The sequence below is a fragment of the Gordonia sp. 852002-10350_SCH5691597 genome, from assembly GCF_001665715.1.
GTDB lineage: Bacteria > Actinomycetota > Actinomycetes > Mycobacteriales > Mycobacteriaceae > Gordonia > Gordonia sputi.
In genome coordinates this window covers 15,745-34,529 of the sequence record NZ_LZMO01000287.1, presented here as the reverse complement: position 1 = coordinate 34,529, position 18,785 = coordinate 15,745, and the positions used below count along the sequence as shown (strand labels likewise).

The 18,785-nt window shown below is 63.5% G+C and carries 17 protein-coding genes and 1 pseudogene; 12 read left to right on the top strand and 6 right to left on the bottom strand.

Annotated features, from left to right (window positions below; genetic code table 11):
* Positions 1 to 35: 35 nt before the first annotated feature.
* From A5777_RS21760 to A5777_RS21750, 3 genes are read right to left on the bottom strand one after another with little or no spacing between them, the layout of a single operon-like run.
* A complete protein-coding gene (locus tag A5777_RS21760) occupies positions 36 to 1,349 on the bottom strand; it encodes a xylulokinase (protein WP_082933794.1) in 1,314 nt (437 codons plus the stop codon).
* Complete coding sequence (locus tag A5777_RS21755) at positions 1,346 to 2,818, bottom strand: mannitol dehydrogenase family protein (protein WP_064864521.1); 1,473 nt, start codon at positions 2,816 to 2,818, stop codon at positions 1,346 to 1,348. The genes A5777_RS21760 and A5777_RS21755 overlap by 4 nt, the downstream gene beginning before the upstream one ends.
* Entirely contained in the window at positions 2,815 to 3,855 is a 1,041-nt protein-coding gene (locus A5777_RS21750; RefSeq protein WP_064864520.1) for an NAD(P)-dependent alcohol dehydrogenase, read from the bottom strand. The genes A5777_RS21755 and A5777_RS21750 overlap by 4 nt, the downstream gene beginning before the upstream one ends.
* Positions 3,856 to 3,980: 125 nt before the next feature.
* Between A5777_RS21750 and A5777_RS21745 the strand changes: the two genes are divergently transcribed.
* The 6 genes and pseudogenes from A5777_RS21745 to thpD all read left to right on the top strand — a co-directional run bounded on the left by A5777_RS21745 (position 3,981) and on the right by thpD (position 10,531).
* Positions 3,981 to 5,045 carry a sugar-binding transcriptional regulator gene (locus A5777_RS21745; RefSeq protein WP_156529455.1) on the top strand — a complete coding sequence of 355 codons (1,065 nt, stop codon included), beginning with the start codon at positions 3,981 to 3,983 and terminating at the stop codon, positions 5,043 to 5,045.
* A 50-nt stretch (positions 5,046 to 5,095) separates the two neighbouring features.
* Positions 5,096 to 6,424, top strand: coding sequence for an ABC transporter substrate-binding protein (locus A5777_RS21740; protein WP_064864517.1), 1,329 nt, complete (start codon positions 5,096 to 5,098; stop codon positions 6,422 to 6,424).
* Between the two features lie 18 nt (positions 6,425 to 6,442).
* Positions 6,443 to 7,387 (top strand): carbohydrate ABC transporter permease, encoded by a 945-nt coding sequence (locus tag A5777_RS21735; RefSeq protein WP_231895163.1) that lies wholly within the window; start codon positions 6,443 to 6,445, stop codon positions 7,385 to 7,387.
* Positions 7,387 to 8,270 (top strand): annotated as a pseudogene (locus A5777_RS21730) (carbohydrate ABC transporter permease). The gene A5777_RS21735 and the pseudogene A5777_RS21730 overlap by 1 nt, the downstream one beginning before the upstream one ends.
* Before the next feature lie 41 nt (positions 8,271 to 8,311).
* Entirely contained in the window at positions 8,312 to 9,421 is a 1,110-nt protein-coding gene (locus tag A5777_RS21725) for an ABC transporter ATP-binding protein (protein WP_005201843.1), read from the top strand.
* Between the two features lie 195 nt (positions 9,422 to 9,616).
* Positions 9,617 to 10,531 carry an ectoine hydroxylase gene (gene thpD, locus A5777_RS21720; protein ID WP_064864512.1) on the top strand — a complete coding sequence of 305 codons (915 nt, stop codon included), beginning with the start codon at positions 9,617 to 9,619 and terminating at the stop codon, positions 10,529 to 10,531.
* 52 nt (positions 10,532 to 10,583) lie between these two features.
* Here the strand turns inward: thpD and A5777_RS21715 are convergent, their stop codons facing one another.
* Both A5777_RS21715 and A5777_RS21710 read right to left on the bottom strand, forming a co-directional pair.
* Complete coding sequence (locus A5777_RS21715; protein ID WP_064864510.1) at positions 10,584 to 11,243, bottom strand: TMEM175 family protein; 660 nt, start codon at positions 11,241 to 11,243, stop codon at positions 10,584 to 10,586.
* A gap of 65 nt (positions 11,244 to 11,308) precedes the next feature.
* On the bottom strand, positions 11,309 to 12,805 hold the full coding sequence (locus A5777_RS21710) for an MFS transporter (protein WP_064864546.1): 1,497 nt from the start codon (positions 12,803 to 12,805) through the stop codon (positions 11,309 to 11,311).
* A 120-nt stretch (positions 12,806 to 12,925) separates the two neighbouring features.
* Here A5777_RS21710 and A5777_RS21705 point away from each other — a divergent pair, with 120 nt between their 5' ends.
* Genes A5777_RS21705 through A5777_RS21695 form a run of 3 tightly spaced genes read left to right on the top strand, consistent with a single transcriptional unit; the run spans position 12,926 to position 15,442 of the window.
* Positions 12,926 to 13,417, top strand: a complete 492-nt coding sequence (locus tag A5777_RS21705; RefSeq protein WP_231895161.1) for a MarR family winged helix-turn-helix transcriptional regulator — start codon at positions 12,926 to 12,928, stop codon at positions 13,415 to 13,417.
* A gap of 8 nt (positions 13,418 to 13,425) precedes the next feature.
* Complete coding sequence (locus tag A5777_RS21700) at positions 13,426 to 14,301, top strand: SDR family oxidoreductase (RefSeq protein ID WP_064864506.1); 876 nt, start codon at positions 13,426 to 13,428, stop codon at positions 14,299 to 14,301.
* Positions 14,288 to 15,442, top strand: coding sequence for a CaiB/BaiF CoA transferase family protein (locus A5777_RS21695; protein WP_064864545.1), 1,155 nt, complete (start codon positions 14,288 to 14,290; stop codon positions 15,440 to 15,442). Before A5777_RS21700 ends, A5777_RS21695 begins: the two co-directional genes overlap by 14 nt.
* A gap of 2 nt (positions 15,443 to 15,444) precedes the next feature.
* Here A5777_RS21695 and A5777_RS21690 read toward each other — a convergent pair whose 3' ends face one another.
* Positions 15,445 to 15,738 (bottom strand): hypothetical protein, encoded by a 294-nt coding sequence (locus tag A5777_RS21690; RefSeq protein ID WP_005201837.1) that lies wholly within the window; start codon positions 15,736 to 15,738, stop codon positions 15,445 to 15,447.
* A gap of 204 nt (positions 15,739 to 15,942) precedes the next feature.
* On the opposite strand from A5777_RS21690, the gene A5777_RS21685 reads away from it, so the two are divergent.
* From A5777_RS21685 to A5777_RS21675, 3 genes are all read left to right on the top strand, one after another.
* Positions 15,943 to 16,779 carry a sulfurtransferase gene (locus A5777_RS21685; protein ID WP_197502439.1) on the top strand — a complete coding sequence of 279 codons (837 nt, stop codon included), beginning with the start codon at positions 15,943 to 15,945 and terminating at the stop codon, positions 16,777 to 16,779.
* Positions 16,780 to 16,966: 187 nt separating this feature from the next.
* A complete protein-coding gene (locus A5777_RS21680; protein ID WP_064864504.1) occupies positions 16,967 to 17,995 on the top strand; it encodes a zinc-binding metallopeptidase family protein in 1,029 nt (342 codons plus the stop codon).
* 2 nt (positions 17,996 to 17,997) lie between these two features.
* A complete protein-coding gene (locus tag A5777_RS21675; RefSeq protein ID WP_064864502.1) occupies positions 17,998 to 18,771 on the top strand; it encodes a crotonase/enoyl-CoA hydratase family protein in 774 nt (257 codons plus the stop codon).
* Positions 18,772 to 18,785: the final 14 nt, after the last annotated feature.

Sequence of the window (18,785 nt, the reverse complement as noted above, 5' to 3'; positions counted from 1 at the left end):
GCTCATATCGCTGAGATCAAGACATGGTCGTGCCGCTACGTCGCCACCGGCCATCCCGGCAGATGCCCCGTCAGTGCCCAGGCAGCCTGTCGGGCCGCCCCGAGTGCGACCCATTCACTTTCGGCGGGAAGAATGACGGTGCCTTCGAAGACTGATGGTGCGATGGCACGTATCGCCGGCGATTTCGCTCCACCTCCGATGAGAATGACCCTCTCGACATCGACGCACTGCGCCTCGATCTGCTCCCGGCACCACACCAGCGAACCGAGTAGTCCTTCGACGGCAGCACGTGCGACCGATGGCGCTGTGAAGTTCTCGGTCGTGATCCCCGTCAGCGATCCAGTCGCATCGGGCAGGTTCGGCGAGCGCTCTCCGGCGAAGTAGGGCACGAGACGCAGTCCGTGTGCGCCTGCAGGGGCCGAGACCGCCAGTCGTGCAAACTCTTCGAGGTCGACGCCAAGCATTCTCGCGGTTGCGGCGAGAACCGGTGCACCGTTCAACGTGCACACCAGTGGCAGATGGCGGCCGGTGCCATCGGCGAAGCCCGCGACAATGCCGGATGGATCGCACGGCGCGACATCGGTGACAGCGCTAATGCCTCCGGAGGTACCCAGCGAGACAACCGCGTCGCCCGGACCGGCCTGTAGTCCGAGTGCAGCGGCGGCGTTGTCGCCGAGCCCCGCGCCGAGTAGCGCGCCGCCGGGGATTCGCGCGGCAGCCTGTTCGGCTTCGATCACCCTGGGCAACAACGGACTTCGCCCGTGGAGTGCAAGTTCAAGGAGGTCGGGGCGATATTCGTCTCGGGCAGCGCTGAAGTATCCTGTTCCCGAAGCATCGCTGCGGTCGGTAGTCAGTGTGGCGATGTCGGTCGACCCGGACAGGCGCCACGTCAGCCAATCGTGGGGAAGACATACAGCGGCAGTCGTGTTGGCGTTCTGAGGTTCGTTGTCGGCGAGCCAACGCAGTTTTGCCGCAGTGATCGAGGCAACCGGGACGACGCCGACTGTCTCCGCCCATTTCTCGGGTCCGCCGAGCTCGTCGATCAGATCGGCGGCGCTCGTCGCCGATCGGGTGTCGTTCCACAACAAAGCATCTCGAATCACCCTGCCCGACTCGTCCAGGCAGATCATGCCGTGTTGCTGTCCGGCAACGGACACGGCCGCGACGTTGTCTAGCCCGCCTGCGGCGGAGATGGCCGCGCACAACGCAGTCCACCAGTGCTCGGGATCTACTTCGGTACACGGCGGGTGTGGCGCGCTCGCCGAGCGAACGACGGCGCCGGTCTCGGCATCACAGATCACGATCTTGCAGGATTGCGTCGACGAGTCGACCCCCGCCACGAGTGTCATGAGAGCAACTCCTTCAGGGTCTCGCGGGAACCCTTGGACCGCAGAGTTTCCAGCGCCCACAGGTAGGGCTTGGTGAAGCCGTCATGGTCGGCGAGTTCGCCGAAGAGCCCTCTTTCCGATACGAAGGCGAGCGGTTCGGTCCGCGACTTTTGTGCCAGTGGCACGAGTTCGTCGGCCTTCGGGTCGACGACGTCGATCGCGTCGCCGTTCTCGTCGATGCCCTCGGCGTATCGCGTCCAACTCGCCACGACGGCAGCGGCAAGATCGACGTTGCCACCCGCCTGGAGCCGCTCGCGAATCACGGGCACGAGCCATTTGGGAATGCGGTCGGAGGAATCCTGGCACAGGCGTGCGATCGTGTCGGCAATGGCGGGATTGGCGAAGCGCTCGAGAAGTGTGTCGATATATGCGTTGACGTCGACACCGGGCAATGGTGCAAGTGTCGGTTCTGCTTCGTCGAACATGTAGCGGCGCAGCAGTTCACGGATGTCGGAATCGCTTGCAGCGTCGTGAACATAGCGGTAGCCGAGTAGGTAACCGAAATAGCACAACGCTTGGTGGCTCGCGTTGAGCAGACGCAGCTTCATGAGTTCGTACGGCGTGACGTCATCGACGATCTGCACTCCGACATTCTCGAGCGCAGGCCGTCCGTCGCTGAACGAGTCCTCGAGGACCCACTGGGTGAATGGCTCGGCAACGACAGGCCAGTTGTCGACGATGCCGGTGCGTGCCTCGACCTCCGCCGCCAATTCAGGCGGGGTGACCGGCGTTATCCTGTCGACCATCGAATTGGGAAACGACGTGTGGGTGTCGATCCACTGAGCGAGCTCAGGATCACGCAGATGCGCGTAGGCAAGGAACGTCGAGCGCGCTACGTGGCCGTTGCCCTGTATGTTGTCGCACGACATCACTGTGAACGACGGAATGCCGCGTGCACGCCGACGTGCAAGGGCTTCTGTCACCAATCCGAAAACCGTTGCCAGAGGCTGATTTCCGCTCAGATCTGCGACGATGGCTGGATTCTCGGCGTCGAATTCACCTGTCGCAGGGGAGAAATTGTAGCCGCCCTCGGTGACCGTGAGCGACACGATGCGGGTGCCGGGGTCAGCGAGCTTTTCGAGGACAGTCTCGGGATTGTCTGGAGCATAGAGATACTCGACGATCGATCCGATGACCGAGGTCTCGACAGCGCCATCAGGACTCTTGAGGGTCAATGTGTAGAGCCCGTCCTGGGGCACGAGGGCGTCCCGCATGGCCTGATCGGCATGCCGGACACCGACGCCGCAGATACCCCACGATCGTGACTCGGGCTCGGCGAGAAGGCGATCGACATACATTGCCTGGTGTGCGCGGTGAAATCCGCCGACACCGAAGTGGACGATTCCGACGGTGATGTGTGCGCGGTCGTAACCGGGAGTCGGAATGCCGGTGATTGTTGGGAGAGCGTCGTTGCTGAGCCGGATACTCACGAGTGCGCCTTTCGGGTGTCGGGTCGGGGTTCGGTGTAGCGCGAGAGTGCCGGGTACACAACAGCTTTGATGTGTCCTGTGATGTGATCGGCGTTGAGCGCCGCGGGCAGCTCGTCGAGTCCGAAACGGGCGGTGACCATGGAGTCGAGGTCGACGGCGCCGGTGGTGGCGAGTCGGGTCGCCGTTGGCCAGGTGTTCGCATAGCGGAAGACGCCCGTCAGGACGATCTCGCGGTTCTGTATCAACGATATGGGCAGTTCCATGGTGTCAGCACCCATGCCGACGAGCACAGCACGGCCGCCGGGTCGAAGAGCGGAGATGCCCGCGGTGACTGCTGCCGGCGCGCCGCTCGCATCGACGAATGCGTCCACGGGTGCGATGACCGTGCCGGGAACGGCGACATCGGTTGCCCCGAATCGGAGTGCCTGCGACCGACGCTGTTCGTCGGGCTCGGTCACGACGATTCGTGAGAGCCCGGCCGCACGGGCTACCTGCGCGCACATCAGCCCGATCGGCCCCGCTCCGCTGATCAGAAGTGAATCACCAAGTCGAACCGATGCTTTCGCGATCGACGCGAGACCGACCGACAGGGGTTCGAACAGTGCGGCGGCCTCGTCGCTCACGTCGTCGGGTACGGCATGAGCGAATGCGGAACCGATCGTCACGAACTCGGTCAGTGCGCCGTCGACCGGGGGCGTTCCGTAGAAGCGCATGGCCGGGCACAGGTGGTAGTCACCACGCATCGTCTCCGTGCTCGTCGGGTCGGGTCGCTGCGGCTCGATCGACACACGTTGGCCGATGCGTGAGGATTGGACGCCCGCTCCGACGTCGACGATCACCCCGGCGGCCTCGTGCCCGAGGATCAGCGGCTCGCGCACCACGTGCTCACCAATGCGTCCGTGGCGCAGGTAGTGCGTGTCCGAACCGCATATTCCGACCGCGCTGACCTGCACAAGGACATCTCCGGGGCTGGGCCGGGGTACGGCTCTGGTCTCCACGGTCAGCTGTCGGCCGGGTGAGAGAACCGAAGCCCGCATTGCGCAGAGTCCCTGATCACTCGTTGTCGAGGATGTTGCATAGCTCACATCACGGATGTTAGCGTATTGAGCACATTCACCGCTAGTGAGCAAATGCTCACCAGTCGACATCACGCGAACAGGCGATGCTCATGGCGACACGCAACAAGACACCGGCACAGACCCGAGCCGAGGCGACGCATTCCGGTGCCGGCACCTCTTCACGTTCGACGTCTCGCGCGACGTCGGATAGTGGATCGGATCTGAGGTTGCTGGTCCGAGCGGCAACGATGTACCACCTCGAGGGCTTGACCCAAGCCGAGATCGCCGCGCGTCTCGGCGTCTCACGCCCGACCGCTGGGCGGCTCGTGGCACGTGCTCGGGCGCAGGGCCTCGTTCAGGTGACGGTTTCGGCTCCGCCGCACCTCTCCGCGTCGATTCACACCGATGTCGAGCGGAGCGTCGAGCAGGCATTCGGACTCGATGAGGCGCTAATCATCGATGAGGTCGCCGACGGGACCACATCCGGTAACGCTGCGCTCGGCAGGGCCGGGGCTTCGGTCCTCGCACGCCGAATCCAGCCCACGGATACATTCGGATTCACCTGGGGCCCTGAACAAGTCGCGGTAGCCGATGCGATGAGCGCCTCGGCGTCGTGTCAACGGGTGGTCCAGATGGATGGTTCGATGACATCCGTCGAGTACCACACCGGCGTCGATCATGCGCTCGCGAGATTCTCTGAACGATTGCATGCGCAACCACTGCGGTTGGTCGCCCCGCTCTACGTCGACGCAGAGACCGTCACCGCCCTCAACCGCGATTCGATTCTGTCCCAATCGCTTTCCGCGGCGCGGGGCGCTCACATCATGCTCTTCGGAGTGGGCTCCGTGTCCACCTCGACGACGCTGTTCGAGGGTGCGTACATCGACGCCATCGTGCTCGACGAGCTCATCGAGCTGGGCGCGGTGGGAGAGATCGGCGGACGCTTCTACGACGCCGCGGGCGAGCCCGTTTCGTCGAGCCTCGTGGAACGGACGGTGTCTGTGCCGCTCGATGCCGTGCGCGCCTGTCCCACATCCATTCTCGTATCCGGTGGAGTTCACCGCCGTGAATCGATACTCGGAGCCCTGCGCGGCGGTTTCGCCACCATTCTGGTGACCGACACCGAAACCGCCGAATGGCTTGTCATGCAAGAGAAAGGCCGACAGTGAGGTCACTGAGACAACGAAGTCTTCGCGCCGCGCGACGACGGACGACATACATGGTGGCCGCGGTGTGTGCCGCTGCATCACTCGCATTCGTCACCGGGTGTTCGGGCGCGGGTTCGCTTGGCGGAGGCAGCCGAGAGGTCACCGTCGCCATGGTGTCGAACTCGCAGATGCAAGACGCCGTCAAGCTCTCCGAGCAGTTCGAACAACAGAATCCGGGAGTGCACGTCAAGTTCGTGACGTTGTCGGAGAACGAGGCACGAGCGAAGATCACCGCGTCGGTCTCGACCGGCGGTGGCGAATTCGACGTGGTGATGATCAGCAACTACGAGACACCCATGTGGGCAAAATATGGCTGGCTGGTCAACCTGACGCCCTACATGAATGCCGACTCGTCCTACGACGCAGACGATTTCATTCCCTCGCTCAAATCAGCACTTTCCTACAACGGGCAGATGTACTCGGCGCCCTTCTACGGTGAGTCGTCATTCCTCATGTACAACAAGAAGCTGTTCGCGCAAGCGGGTGTGAGTCTGCCCGCCACCCCGACGTGGCCGCAGGTCGCCGACGCCGCTCGCAAGCTCACCAACGACAAGACAGCCGGAATCTGCCTACGTGGCAAGCCCGGATGGGGCGAGGTGCTTGCGCCGCTCAACACGGTGATCAACGCGTACGGCGGACGTTGGTTCGACGAGGACTGGAACGCTCAACTAACCAGCCCGGAGGTCGAGGCTGCGGTGCAGATGTACGTCGACACGGTTCGCCGATCCGGCGAGGCCGGTGCCTCGTCGTCCGGTTTCCAGGAATGCGGAAACCTGATGTCGCAGGGGCAGGTTGCCATGTGGTACGACGCGACGTCGGCGGTGTCCGTGCTGGAGAGCCCCGACGACTCGACCATCGCCGGCGACGTCGGCTATCTGCCCGCGCCGACGATGGCCAAGAAGGACAACGGGTGGCTCTACACCTGGTCGCTCGGCATTCCGTCGAGTAGCGACAACAAGGACGACGCGTGGAAGTTCATCGACTGGATGACCAACAAGCGATACATCCAGCACGTCGCCACGACACTCGGCGCGACGCATGTCCCGCCGGGCAGCAGATTGTCGACGTATCAGTTGCCCGCTTATCAGAAGATCTCGCAGCCGTTCGCCGAGCAGACGCTGTCGGCGATGCAGGCGGCAGATCAGCTCAAGCCGACGCTCAAGCCGGTGCCCTACACCGGAATCCAGTTCCTCGCGATCCCAGAGTTCCAGGACCTCGGTACCCGTGTCAGCCAACAGATCTCGGCCGCGATCGCAGGTCAGATCAGTGTTCATGACGCACTGGAGCAGGCGCAGCAGTACGCGCAGGTCGTCGGTAAGTCCTATCAGAGGGAGAGGTAGACCATGGCGACTGCAGTCATGACACCGCCGGCGCAACCCGACGCCGGTTCGGGTAAGGCGGTAACGTCCAAGCGCGACCAGATCACGCGCGCCGAGGGTTGGCGCAGGCGGGGACCGCTGCTACCCGCGCTGATCTTCATGATCGTGGTGACACAGATTCCGTTCGTGTTCACCCTCTACTACTCGACACAGTCCTGGAACCTGGTCCGCCCCGGTTCGCGTCGATTCGTCGGACTCGACAACTACGGCGCCGTCTTCTCCGATAGCCAGTTCTGGAAGGTCACGCTCAACACCATCGTGCTGATTGTGGGAACGGTGCTGATCTCGGTGGTGTTGGGGCTGATCTTCGCGCTGCTGCTCGACCGAAAGTTCTTGGGACGAGGGATAGTTCGAACCTTACTCATCACTCCCTTCCTGGTCACACCGGTTGCTGCGGCACTGTTGTGGAAGACGAGCCTGCTCTCGCCGACCAACGGCCTGGTCAACTGGGCACTCAGTCCGCTGGGGATTCACGTCGACTGGTTGTCGCAGTTCCCACTCATGAGTGTGATGGCCGAATTGATCTGGCAGTGGACGCCGTTCATGATGCTTCTCATTCTCGCTGGACTGCAGTCGATGCCGCGCGACATCCAGGAGGCAGCGCGAGTCGACGGTGCGACCAGCTTCCGGCTGTTCCGCGAGCTGACGCTCCCACACCTGCGTCGCTTCATCGAACTGGGCATGGTACTCGGTGCAATCTATCTGGTCAACACCTTCGACGCGGTCTACATGATGACGGCGGGCGGGCCGGGTGTTGCCAGTTCCAACCTGTCGTTTTACATCTACCAGCGGGCGTTTCTCGGATTCGACATCGGCCAGGCCGCCGCGATGGGTGTCGTCACTGTCATCGGGACGATAGTCGTTGCATCGCTGGCACTTCGACTGATCTTCAAATCATTCACCGGAACCGAGGAGGCAGCCTGATGACCGCCACCGCCACCGCCACCCCGACAACGTCGAGGTCTCCCTCGACGCCGACCCCGATCATCCGACGTCGACGCGATCCGCGCGGCGGTGTGCTGACCGCGATCACCTGGATACTCGCCATAGGGTTCTTCTTCCCGGTGTTGTGGATGGTACTGACGGCGTTCAAGCAGGAGAGTGACGCGGCAACCAACCCGCCCACCTTCTTCTTCACGCCCACCCTGCAGCAGTTCCGCAATGTGTTCGACGCCGGGATCGGCACCCCGCTGCTGAATTCGTTGTGCGCCACCGTGGTCTCGACGATCCTGGTGTTGCTTCTCGGTGTACCAGCAGCTTTCGCGCTGTCGCTGCGCCCGGTGCGTAAAACCAAGGACGCTCTGTTCTTCTTCATCAGTACGAAGATGTTGCCCATCGTCGCGGCCATTATCCCGCTGTACGTGATCGTCGGAAAACTGGGGATGCTCGACAACGTCTGGACGTTGATCATTCTGTACACGGCGATGAACCTGCCGATTGCAGTGTGGATGATGCGGTCGTTCTTCCTCGAAGTGCCCGGAGAACTGTTGGAGCGGCCAGTATCGACGGCGCGAGTATGTGGACCGCCGTGCGCGAGGTGATCTTGCCGCTCATCTCACCCGGTATCGCTGCCACTGCACTGATATGCGTCATCTTCTCGTGGAACGAATTCTTTTTCGCCGTCAACATGACCGCGGTCAACGCGCAGACCATGCCGGTGTTCCTCACCGGGTTCATGTCGGGGCAGGGACTGTACTGGGCGCAACTGTCTGCGGCGTCGGTCTTGACTGCACTTCCCGTCGTCGTTTGCGGGTGGATCGCGCAGAACAAGCTCGTCCGCGGACTGTCCTTCGGCGCCATCAAGTAGTCAACAGACAATCCAACATTCAGCACACACAGGAGTTCACAATGGCTTCCATCACCTACGACAAGGCCTGCTGCGTTTATCCCGGAGCCGAGAAACTGGCTGTCGACTCACTCGACCTCGACATCGAGGACGGCGAATTCATCGTTCTGGTCGGTCCCTCGGGATCCGGCAAGTCGACGGCCCTTCGAATGCTTGCAGGTCTCGAGGAGATCGACTCCGGCGCAATCCATATCGGCGGGAACAGCATGGTGGGTGTTGCGCCCAAGGATAGGGATATCGCGATGGTGTTCCAGAACTACGCGCTCTACCCCAACAAGACGGTCGGGGAGAACATGGGATTTGCGCTCAAGATGCGGGGAGTGCCCGCAGACGAGCGTAAAGCCAAGGTTGCCGAGGCGGCAAAGCTGCTCGACCTCACCGACTTCCTCGATCGCAAACCCGCGAAACTCTCGGGTGGGCAACGGCAACGTGTGGCGATGGGCCGTGCGATCGTGCGTGAACCGCAGGTGTTCTGCATGGATGAGCCGTTGTCGAACCTCGACGCCAAGCTCCGCGTGCAAACCAGAACTCAGATCGCCGCACTGCAGCGTCGGCTCGGCACCACGACGGTGTATGTCACCCACGACCAGGTCGAGGCCATGACGATGGGCGATCGGGTCGCCGTACTGAAGAACGGGGTGCTGCAACAGTTCTCCACTCCGACCGAACTCTATGACCGACCTCGCAACGCATTCGTGGCAGGCTTCATCGGGTCGCCGTCGATGAACCTGTTCACCGCTCCGGTCACCGACGGCGCGGTGGGTATCGGCAAAGCGAGTGTCGATCTCGACGCGGAATCTCAAGCGGCGCTGCGTAAGTCCGGTGTGTCGTCAGTGACCGTCGGTATCCGTCCTGAGCACCTTGCACTGGCCGATGACGGGGATGCCGGTATCGACGCCGACGTCGCTCTTCTCGAGGAACTCGGTAGTGAGACCTATGTGTACGCGTCTCTGGTCGACGACTCGATCAGAAATCTCGACGGCGACCCGATGACCGTGGTGATCCGATCCGCCGATCGCGCACCGGCCAAGAGGGGCGACGGCATCCGACTGCGCCAGGCCGATCGCGCGGTACACCTCTTCCATCCCGAGACGGGGGAGCGGCTGAACTGATTTCTCCTGGCCATCTGTGCAGTTGGCACCGACTTTTCGGTGGTCTATGGACCCTTTCGATGGTCGACGCACCGTCTTTGGGTACGTAGACTCCGCGAGTGCATGGGCCGCGGTGTGGTTTCGTGCCCACCCGCCGTCTGCAGGCCGGTACGAGTACGCTGCGGCTCCGCTGCACCAACACTCGACCATGGCGAAATGCAGATTGAGGAAGGATCAGCGTTGATCACAGAAACTCGAACGGCCAGCCGCCCCGTGGACGTGTACCGAACACGGCTCGCGGATCACGGAGAGATCGAACCCCGCCCACACCCCGTCGTGTGGGCACAGGACCAGCAGGGTCCGCTGTCGACCGCGGAGATCGATGGCTACCGCGACCGGGGATACCACACAGCTGAAAACGTATTGTCCGACAACGATATCGACACATGCCTGACCGAGGTCGCCTCGATCACGGACAGGTTGGGAGACGACGAGCGCGTGATCCGCGAATCGTCGAACGGTGAGGTGCGATCACTCTTCGCGGTGCACCACCTCAGCGACGCGATCGCGGAGATCTGCGAGCGCACCGAGATCGCAGGCGTCGCACGGCAGATACTCGGAGACGACGTCTACATCCACCAGAGCCGGATCAATCTGAAGCCGGGATTCGCTGGTGGTCCGTTCTACTGGCACTCCGATTTCGAGACGTGGCACGCCGAGGACGGCATGCCGACGCCCCGTGCGCTCAGTGTCTCGCTCGCGCTCACGCCCAACCTCCTGACCAACGGGGCCCTGATGATCATTCCGGGTTCGCACAAGCAGTTCGTCGGATGTGTTGGACGGACCCCCGACGACTACCACAACCAGTCGTTGGTCTCCTACCGTCCGCCGTTCGGGACTCCCGAGGAGTCCGACGTGACAACGCTCGCAGACGAACACGGCATCGACATGATCACCGGGCCTGCGGGGTCGGCGCTCTACTTCGACTCGAACTGCATGCACGCATCGTCGGGCAACATCACGCCGTACCCGCGTAGCAACCTCTTCGTCGTGTTCAACGCGAAATCGAATGCGCTGCAAGAACCTTTTGCCGCCGATGCACCCCGACCGGACTACCTCGCACACCGCTGAGCGGCCAACCGGCCGAGTGCGCTGCCGCCGGACGGCCGCATGCCCGGTCGGATCAGTCGGTCAGGGCGTCGGCGAACCCGAGTCCCTCCGAGGTGAGAAAGTAGAACAACGGAAGGATCGGAAAGACGACGAGCGCAATGAGCGGGTAGACGAAGAAGCCGAGTAGTCCGGCAATCAGATAGAGCCCGATTCCCGCCACCGACCGCCACACCCCGTGCCGCGTGTAGTTCGGTTCCACGCCGTCGGCAAGTAGGTCCGGACGTCGAATCAGATAGGCGTACAAGAGAACCCAACTGGCACACATCGCAGCTGTGATCAGCGCGTAGAGCGCGATGGCGGTGCGGGCGTCGGCGCCGGTGAGATCCTCACGCAACGCGTCGGAGACGACGGCGGTGGGGAATGCGATGAGCGACGTCGTGAAGAGAACGCCGAGGTTGAGTGCGAGTAGCGGCCGATTGGCGTAGCGGATTCGGGCGAAGGCCTGATGGTGGTTGAGCCAGATGACACCGACGTAGATGAATCCTGCCGTATAGGCGACGTAGTCGGGCCAATGTGCGACGAGCGACGGAAACAGTTGACCTGGTTCGTGTCGTGGATCGACCAGACTGAGCACGATGATCGTGACGGCGATGGCGAACACGCCGTCGGAGAAGGCTTCGACGCGGCTGGTCGGCAGAGCCGAGAATCGCTGCCTCTGGTCCGGTGCCGTCATGCGAAGACCTCCCGGTCGGATCCGTCGTCTGATGTCGACGGTATCCGGCCGGGAGGTCTTCGGACTCAGCTGGTGCTGCCGACCGCCTGCGCGTCGTCGGACGACGGCGTCGCCGTCGGTACCGGCTGCGGACCGCGCTTCGGGATCGTCAGCGTGATCGCGACGCCCACGAAAGCGGCGATGGCTCCGACGAGGAAGCACAGCCGGAACGAAGTGTGTGACGGCATGTCCTGTCCCCCCATCGAGACGGTTGCTGTGGTCAGCAGCACCGCCATCACGGCAGACGAGACCGTGGTACCGATCGAGCGCATCAATCCGTTGAGGCCCACGGCGGAACCGGCCTCGGTCATGGGTACCGAACCCATGATCAGTGTCGGCATGGCCGCGTACCCGATTCCGACGCCAGAAGCCGCGATGATCGATGCGATCATGAGCTGCCACGGCGAGTTCATCAAGAACAGTGCGATCAGGTAACCCACGCCGAGAACGGTCGCACCGATGGCCAGCGTGTATTTGGCGCCGATCTTGTTGATCAGGATGCCCGACACCGGAGAGAAGACCAGCATCATCAGTCCACCTGGTGCCATCCAAAGCCCGGCTGCCAGCATGGTCTGGCCGAGTCCGATCCCGGTTTCCTTCGGCATCTCCAGCAGCGCCGGGATGACCACCGACTGAGCCATCATGCCGAAGCCGATCGCGATGGCGGCGATATTGGTCAGCAGCACCGACGGCCGCGCGGTGGTACGCAGGTCGACGAGCGGGTCTGTGGTGCGCAGCTGGTAGAAACCCCACGCGATCAGAACGACGATGCCCGCAGCCAGCAGTCCCAGCGTGGTGCCGGATGCCCAGCCCCAGTCGTTGCCCTTGGAGACGGCGATGAGCGCGGCGCACAGTCCGATGGCCAGGCCGATGGCGCCGACGATGTCGAGGCGGCCACCGGTGGCGTCGGGCACGTGCGGCACGACGACGACGACCAGCGCCAGCACGACGGCGCCGAGAGCCGCGGCGACCCAGAACAGGGCGTGCCAGTTCCATGTCTGTGCGATCCACGCAGACAGCGGCAGGCCGATCGCACCGCCGACACCCAAGGTCGCGCTCATCGCGGCGATGGCCATCGAGGTGATCTTCCGCGGAGTCACCTCGCGCATGAGGCTGATGCCCACCGGGATGAAGCCCATCGCGAGGCCCTGGATGGCGCGACCGATGATCATCGGGATGACCGAGTCGCTCAGTGCACACACAACCGAGCCGACGACGAGTAGGACGCCCGAGCCGACCAGCACTCGCTGCTTTCCGAACATGTCACCGAGTCGGCCCGCGATGGGCATGGCCACAGCTGCGGCGAGCAGCGTAGCGGTGATGACCCACGAGGCGTTCGAGCGCGACGTGCCGAGCAACTGTGGCAGTTCAGGTTGGATCGGGATCACGAGTGTCTGCATCAACGCGGCGACGAGTCCGCCGAGGCACAGGGCGATCACGGTGGCGACCGCGCCGGTCGCGGTCTTGTTCTCCGCATGCGGCAGTGAAGTTTCTGCAGCAGGGGAAGATTGTGTGTCGGACATGGACACCTCCTTGGGATATGCACAATACATATGTAAACTACATATGCCTAATCGCTAGGGATATTTCGGACATAGTGGACAGTGTTGAGGGCGAAGGGAATTCGTGTGACGAGGGAACGCGTGAGCGGCACCGACGACTCGAGCGATGAGTACGCACCCTGGCCTTCGCCCCTTTATCGCGATCTCGCGGAGGAATTCCTCCGCATGACGCGCCGTCGTTCGCACGTCGATCCCGACTCGATCCTCGAGGTCTCCGCTTTCAACCTGCTCTGGATACTGTCCGATGGCAGGCCCCGCACCCTGCGACAGCTGACCGATGCCATGCAACTGGAGCAGTCGACCGTCAACCGGCAGGTGAACGCGGCGATCAAGCACGGCTATCTCGAGCGCTTCGACGTCGCGGGATCGATCAGCAAGCAGGTCAGGCCGACGAAAGCGGGTCTCGACGCTTTCGAGCACGACGGCCTGCTACGTGCGCGACGCCTCGAGCGTGTGCTCTCCGACATGGGGCCCGGATCTCCGGAGGCGTTGTTTCGCCAACTCCACGCGTTCAACAATGCGTATGACCGTACGCTGGCCGACGACGACCGCAACCGGCGGCGACACGGATAGGAGGCACGATGGCCGACGCTCCGCGGCGATACGTGGTCACCGGAGCCGCCTCTGGAATGGGCTGCGCAGTGGCCGAATCCCTTCGGGCACAAGGGCACACCGTCATCGGTGTCGATCAGCGTGACGCCGACGTCGTCGCCGACCTCGCGACGTCCGACGGTCGAGGCGCCGCCGTCGCGGCCATTCTCGCACTCTGTGACGGTGAGCTCGACGGCGCCGTGCTGGCCGCGGGAGTCGGGCCCAAGGCGGGTGCAGAACGCGCGATTGTCGAGGTCAACACCTTCGGTGTCACAGAACTGCTCAGCGGGTTGCGCGACGCGCTCGCGGCGTCGAACAAGGCGAAAGTGGTTGTCTTCGGCTCCAATTCGACGACCTCCACGCCGTTCGTGCCGAAGTCCGCGGTGCGCAGACTGATGAAGGGCGACGCGGCTGGGGCGGCCACGATCATCCGACGCCGAGGTAAGGCACTGTCGGGGCCGGTCGCTTACGCGGCGTCGAAACTCGCTGTGACCCAATGGTGTCGTGTGCACGGTACCGATCTCGACTGGGCAGGCGCGGGTATCCGGTTGAACGTGATCGCGCCGGGTCCGGTGATGACCCCGCTGTTGCAGGCGCAGCTAGAAGGTGCGTCGGGCAAGAACGTCCGGTCGTTCCCGGTTCCGTTGCGCGAGTACGGCACGCCGGAACAACTCGCGGCGTGGGTCATGGTCATGCTGTCATCGGATGCCGACTTCATGTCGGGTTCAGTGGTCACTGTCGACGGCGGCACGGAGGCGTATCTCCGGTCGCGCGATTGGCCGGTCCGGCTGCCGTTGCACGAGGTCCCGAGAACACTGTGGCGTATGTACCGGGCTCCCAAGGAGGGTCGTGTTGCCAGATACTGAAGGTTCGTCGTCCGAGAATGATTGGGCACCAGGAGCTCTCGACGGCCTTGTGGTCGCCGACTTCACCCGCGTGCTCGCCGGTCCGTACGCGACGATGATGCTCGCAGACCTCGGCGCCGACGTCGTCAAGATCGAACGCCCGGGGGTGGGGGACGACACGAGGACGTGGGGGCCGCCGTTCACCGCCGACGGCACCGCAACCTATTTCGCGTCCGTCAATCGCAACAAGAAGTCGGTGACGCTCGATCTACGCGATCCGGACGATCTGGCCCGCGCTCGCGCGATCGCGCTGCAGGCCGACGTCGTGATCGAGAACTTCCGGGCCGGGACGATGGAGCGTCTCGGTCTGGGATATGACCAATTGCGTTCGGAAAGACCAGATCTCGTGTACTGCTCGATCACCGGATTCGGTCGTGACGGGGGCGCGGCACTGCCCGGATACGACCTGCTCGTTCAGGCGGTCGGCGGATTGATGAGTGTCACCGGCTCTGGACCCGACGAACCGGTGAAAGTCGGTGTCGCGGTCGTCGACGTACTCGCCGGATTGCACGCGGGCTTGGGAATCCTTGCCGCACTTCGTCATCGCGACCGGACCGGACACGGTCAGCGCGTCGACGTCGACCTGTTCTCGGCGTCGTTGTCGTCGCTGGTCAATCAGGCGTCGGGGTTTCTCAACGCAGGTGTAGTACCCGCGCCGATGGGAAATCGCCATCCGAGTATCACTCCCTACCAGGTGTTCTCGACGGCAACCCGTCCGATCGCGTTGGCTGTCGGCAACAATGGTCAGTTCGAGAAGGCTGTCGAGGTTCTCGGCCGCCCGGAACTGGCTGCAGACGAGCGCTTTACGTCGAACTCGGCGCGCGTTGCCCACCGCGATGAATTGATCGACGAGATCACCATGGTGCTCGTCACGAAGGATGCCGATCACTGGTACGCCGAGTTCACAGCGGCGGGAGTACCTGCGGGACCGATCAACTCGGTTGCCGAGGCGTTCGACTTCGCCGACGAACTCGGAATCGACGTGCGCGCCGCGACCCCGGACAGCAAGATCGTGACGACCGCGAACCCGATACGGATGTCGGCGACGCCTGTCACCTACCGCAGTGGAGCGCCGGAACTAGGCGCCGACAACGAGGGCTGAGGTCACTCGTTGTGATCCTTGGGCCAGTCGCCCTCAGTGATCAACTCTTCGAAGTTCTTGAGGAGATGCGGATTGAGCTCGTCCTCGACCGCCTTCTCGTAGTTGCCGTTCCACTTGGCGAACCACTTCTCGTCGCGATCCATCAGATAGATCGGCCAGCCGTGCGTGATGATCAGTTCGTCGGAGTACAAATCCGTCGACCCGTCGTCACGCATGTACCAATACTTCTTGCCTGAGTCGTAGAACGCGGCCAGTTCCTCGGCCGTCACGAAGTATGTGCCGTCTGCCTGCCTCATGGCGACGATCCTACGGAGTTGGGCAGGCCTGCGGGCAGGACTCGACACACGGGCAAAGGCCGGTGGTGGCGAGTTCGGGCGCCGACAGGGCACGATTGGTATGCGCGGGTCGCCATGAGTCCACCTCCGCCATGACAGGTCCGTGATCCTTGTTCGCCCCAGAGTGTTGTTTCCCAGGTAGTTGTTTGTGCAGAGAGGTCTCGTGTGTCAACCGTGCTGATCGACGTTGAGCAACTTGCCGACGCCATGCTCTCCGACACCCCACCGGTCGTGCTCGACGTCCGGTGGCAACTCGGCGACGCCGACGGTCACGCTCGCTACCGCACCGGACACATTCCGGGAGCGGTCTATGTCGACCTCGACTCCCAACTCGCAGCGCCGCCGTCGCCAGAGGCCGGGCGGCATCCGCTACCCGAGATCGACGCGCTGACCGAGGCGGCGCGTTCGTGGGGCATCGACGACACCTCACCCGTCGTGGTCTACGACGACAACGGCAACCTCGCAGCCGCTCGCGCCTGGTGGCTACTGCGATGGGGCGGCCACCCCGACGTCCGCCTTCTCGACGGCGGTCTGGCCGCATGGCGCGATTCCGGCATGCGGTTGTCGAGTGGAGACACACCCGTTCGGCCCGGAAAAGTCACGCTGCAGGCGGGATCACTGCCGGTCGCCACGATCGACGACGTCGCGGCGCTCGGTTCCGATGACTCAAGGGCAGTCCTCGTCGACGCGCGGGCAGCCGAACGTTATCGCGGCGAGGTCGAACCCATCGACCCGCGCGCGGGTCATATTCCAGGCGCGATCAGCCTTCCCACCAGCGAGAACATCGACGCGTCCGGACGTTTCCGCGCCGCGTCGGAGCTGCGAGAGCGGTTTGCACAGGCGGGCGTCACGGACGGATCGGCGGTCGTCGCCTACTGCGGTTCGGGTGTGAATGCCGCACACGAGATCGCCGCCCTGGAGATCGCAGGATTGTCCGGGACTCTGTACCCCGGCTCGTGGTCACAATGGTCGGCCGACCCTGCGCGTCCAGCCGAGATATGACCGAACTGGGACCTGAACACAATCGAATTCGACGAATGTAGTGCGAGAACAGGGTGACACTGGTCACGAACGCGTGCAGAAGGCAGCGCGGCTCCGACCTCCATCACGATGCATAGCTCTGAGACGTCAACGACTCAGAGTTCACCACCGGGTTACGTCCGGCCCGACGAACGAAAAGAGTGAGTAGATGCGCGATTTCCATTGTTCCAACTGTGGGCAGCAGCTGTCCTTCGAGAACACCGTCTGTCTCAATTGCGGACACAACCTGGGATTTCACCTGCCCAGCCGCACGATCCAGGTACTCGACGACGACGAAAAGGGCACCGTCGATGGGGCGACGATCGTCCGCTGCGCCAACAACCTTCCCGCCGCCTGCAACTGGATGGTAGAGGAGGGGCCGGATCTGCCCGCGCTCTGTGAGTCGTGCCGGTTGACGCGCACCAGGCCGTCGGATTCCGACGAACAGGCCATGGCGGCCTTCGCCGAGTCCGAAGCCGCAAAGCGTCGAGTGATCTACGAGCTCGACGAACTCAAGCTCCCGATCTTCGGGAAAGACACCGACCCGGAGACCGGACTCGCGTTCGATCTGCTGTCGAGCCGCGATCAACCGGTCACCACCGGGCACGCCGATGGTGTGATCACCCTCGACCTCGCCGAGGGCGACGACGTGCACCGTGAGCGACTGCGCGTCTCGATGGACGAGCCGTACCGCACGTTGATCGGACACTTCCGTCACGAGATCGGGCATTTCTATCAGATGGTCCTCGTTGGTGACGGCCCGAACCTCGAGCGGTACACAGAGCTCTTCGGTGACCCCAATACGAGCTACCAGGACGCGATCGATCGTCACTACAACGACGGCCCGCCGGAGGATTGGGAACAGGACTACGTTTCCTCGTACGCAACGATGCATCCGTTCGAGGACTGGGCCGAGACGTTCGCTCACTACCTGCACATCCGCGACACGCTCGACACCGCAGCCGCTTTCGCGCTGGCTCCCGCGGGTGCGACGTTGGAGGCAGATCTGCCGGGCAAGGTGGGTTTTGAGCGGATCATCGACTGGTGGCTGCCGTTGACCTGGGCGCTCAATCAGATCAATCGGTCGATGGGGCATCAGGACCTCTACCCGTTCGTGCTGCCGCCCAAGGTGCTCGAGAAGATGGAGTTCATCCACGAGCTCATCACCTCCGACGACCACGCGGTGGTCGCGCAGTAGTCATGTCCGAGCCGGTCCTCTGCGAGGTCGACGGGTCGATCGTCACCATCACGCTCAACCGGCCCGAAGTACGCAACAGCGTCGACGGGCCGACTGCGCACGCACTGCGGGCGGCCTTTCACCGATTCGACGACGATCCCGATCTCAAGGTTGCGGTACTCGCAGGCGCGGGCGGGACCTTCTGTGCCGGAGCCGATCTCACGTCGGTCGGTGATCCGTCGCGCCGCAACGACCTCGACGTCGACGGCGGCGGTGACGGCCCGATGGGACCGACGCGCATCCCCTTGTCCAAACCGGTGATCGCCGCGGTCAGCGGGTATGCGGTGGCCGGCGGCTTGGAGTTGTCCCTTCTCGCCGATCTCCGGGTGGTCGAAGAAGACGCGACGCTCGGCGTGTTCTGCAGGCGGTGGGGGGTACCGCTGATCGACGGCGGGACGGTACGCCTACCGCGCATCGTCGGACTCGGTAGGGCGCTCGACCTCATACTCACCGGGAGGCCGGTAGACGCAGAGGAGGCCTTGGCGATGGGGTTGGCCAATCGAGTTGTGCCGCATGGCGAGGCGCTGGACGCTGCGCGGGAACTCGCGCGCCAGATCGCGCAGTTCCCGTTCGAATGCGTGCTCGCCGACCGTGCGTCGGTGTACGCGGGACTCGACCTCCCCCTCGGCGACGCGCTCCGCGCCGAGGGGGCGGCAGGCGTACCCATCGTCGAACGCGAGGGTGTCGCCGGTGCAGCACGTTTCGCGGGCGGCGCAGGGCGTCACGGGAGCTTCTGAAGCGGACCACGATC

Coding starts and splice junctions, on each gene's coding strand:
- A5777_RS21680 (WP_064864504.1), top strand. CDS start 16,967: ATGCGCGATTTCCATTGTTCCAACTGTGGGCAGCAGCTGTCCTTCGAG.
- A5777_RS21700 (WP_064864506.1), top strand. CDS start 13,426: ATGGCCGACGCTCCGCGGCGATACGTGGTCACCGGAGCCGCCTCTGGA.
- A5777_RS21750 (WP_064864520.1), bottom strand. CDS start 3,855: ATGCGGGCTTCGGTTCTCTCACCCGGCCGACAGCTGACCGTGGAGACC.
- A5777_RS21725 (WP_005201843.1), top strand. CDS start 8,312: ATGGCTTCCATCACCTACGACAAGGCCTGCTGCGTTTATCCCGGAGCC.
- thpD (WP_064864512.1), top strand. CDS start 9,617: ATGCAGATTGAGGAAGGATCAGCGTTGATCACAGAAACTCGAACGGCC.
- A5777_RS21690 (WP_005201837.1), bottom strand. CDS start 15,738: ATGAGGCAGGCAGACGGCACATACTTCGTGACGGCCGAGGAACTGGCC.
- A5777_RS21740 (WP_064864517.1), top strand. CDS start 5,096: ATGGTGGCCGCGGTGTGTGCCGCTGCATCACTCGCATTCGTCACCGGG.
- A5777_RS21760 (WP_082933794.1), bottom strand. CDS start 1,349: ATGACACTCGTGGCGGGGGTCGACTCGTCGACGCAATCCTGCAAGATC.
- A5777_RS21715 (WP_064864510.1), bottom strand. CDS start 11,243: ATGACGGCACCGGACCAGAGGCAGCGATTCTCGGCTCTGCCGACCAGC.
- A5777_RS21735 (WP_231895163.1), top strand. CDS start 6,443: ATGACACCGCCGGCGCAACCCGACGCCGGTTCGGGTAAGGCGGTAACG.
- A5777_RS21675 (WP_064864502.1), top strand. CDS start 17,998: ATGTCCGAGCCGGTCCTCTGCGAGGTCGACGGGTCGATCGTCACCATC.
- A5777_RS21745 (WP_156529455.1), top strand. CDS start 3,981: ATGCTCATGGCGACACGCAACAAGACACCGGCACAGACCCGAGCCGAG.
- A5777_RS21710 (WP_064864546.1), bottom strand. CDS start 12,805: ATGTCCGACACACAATCTTCCCCTGCTGCAGAAACTTCACTGCCGCAT.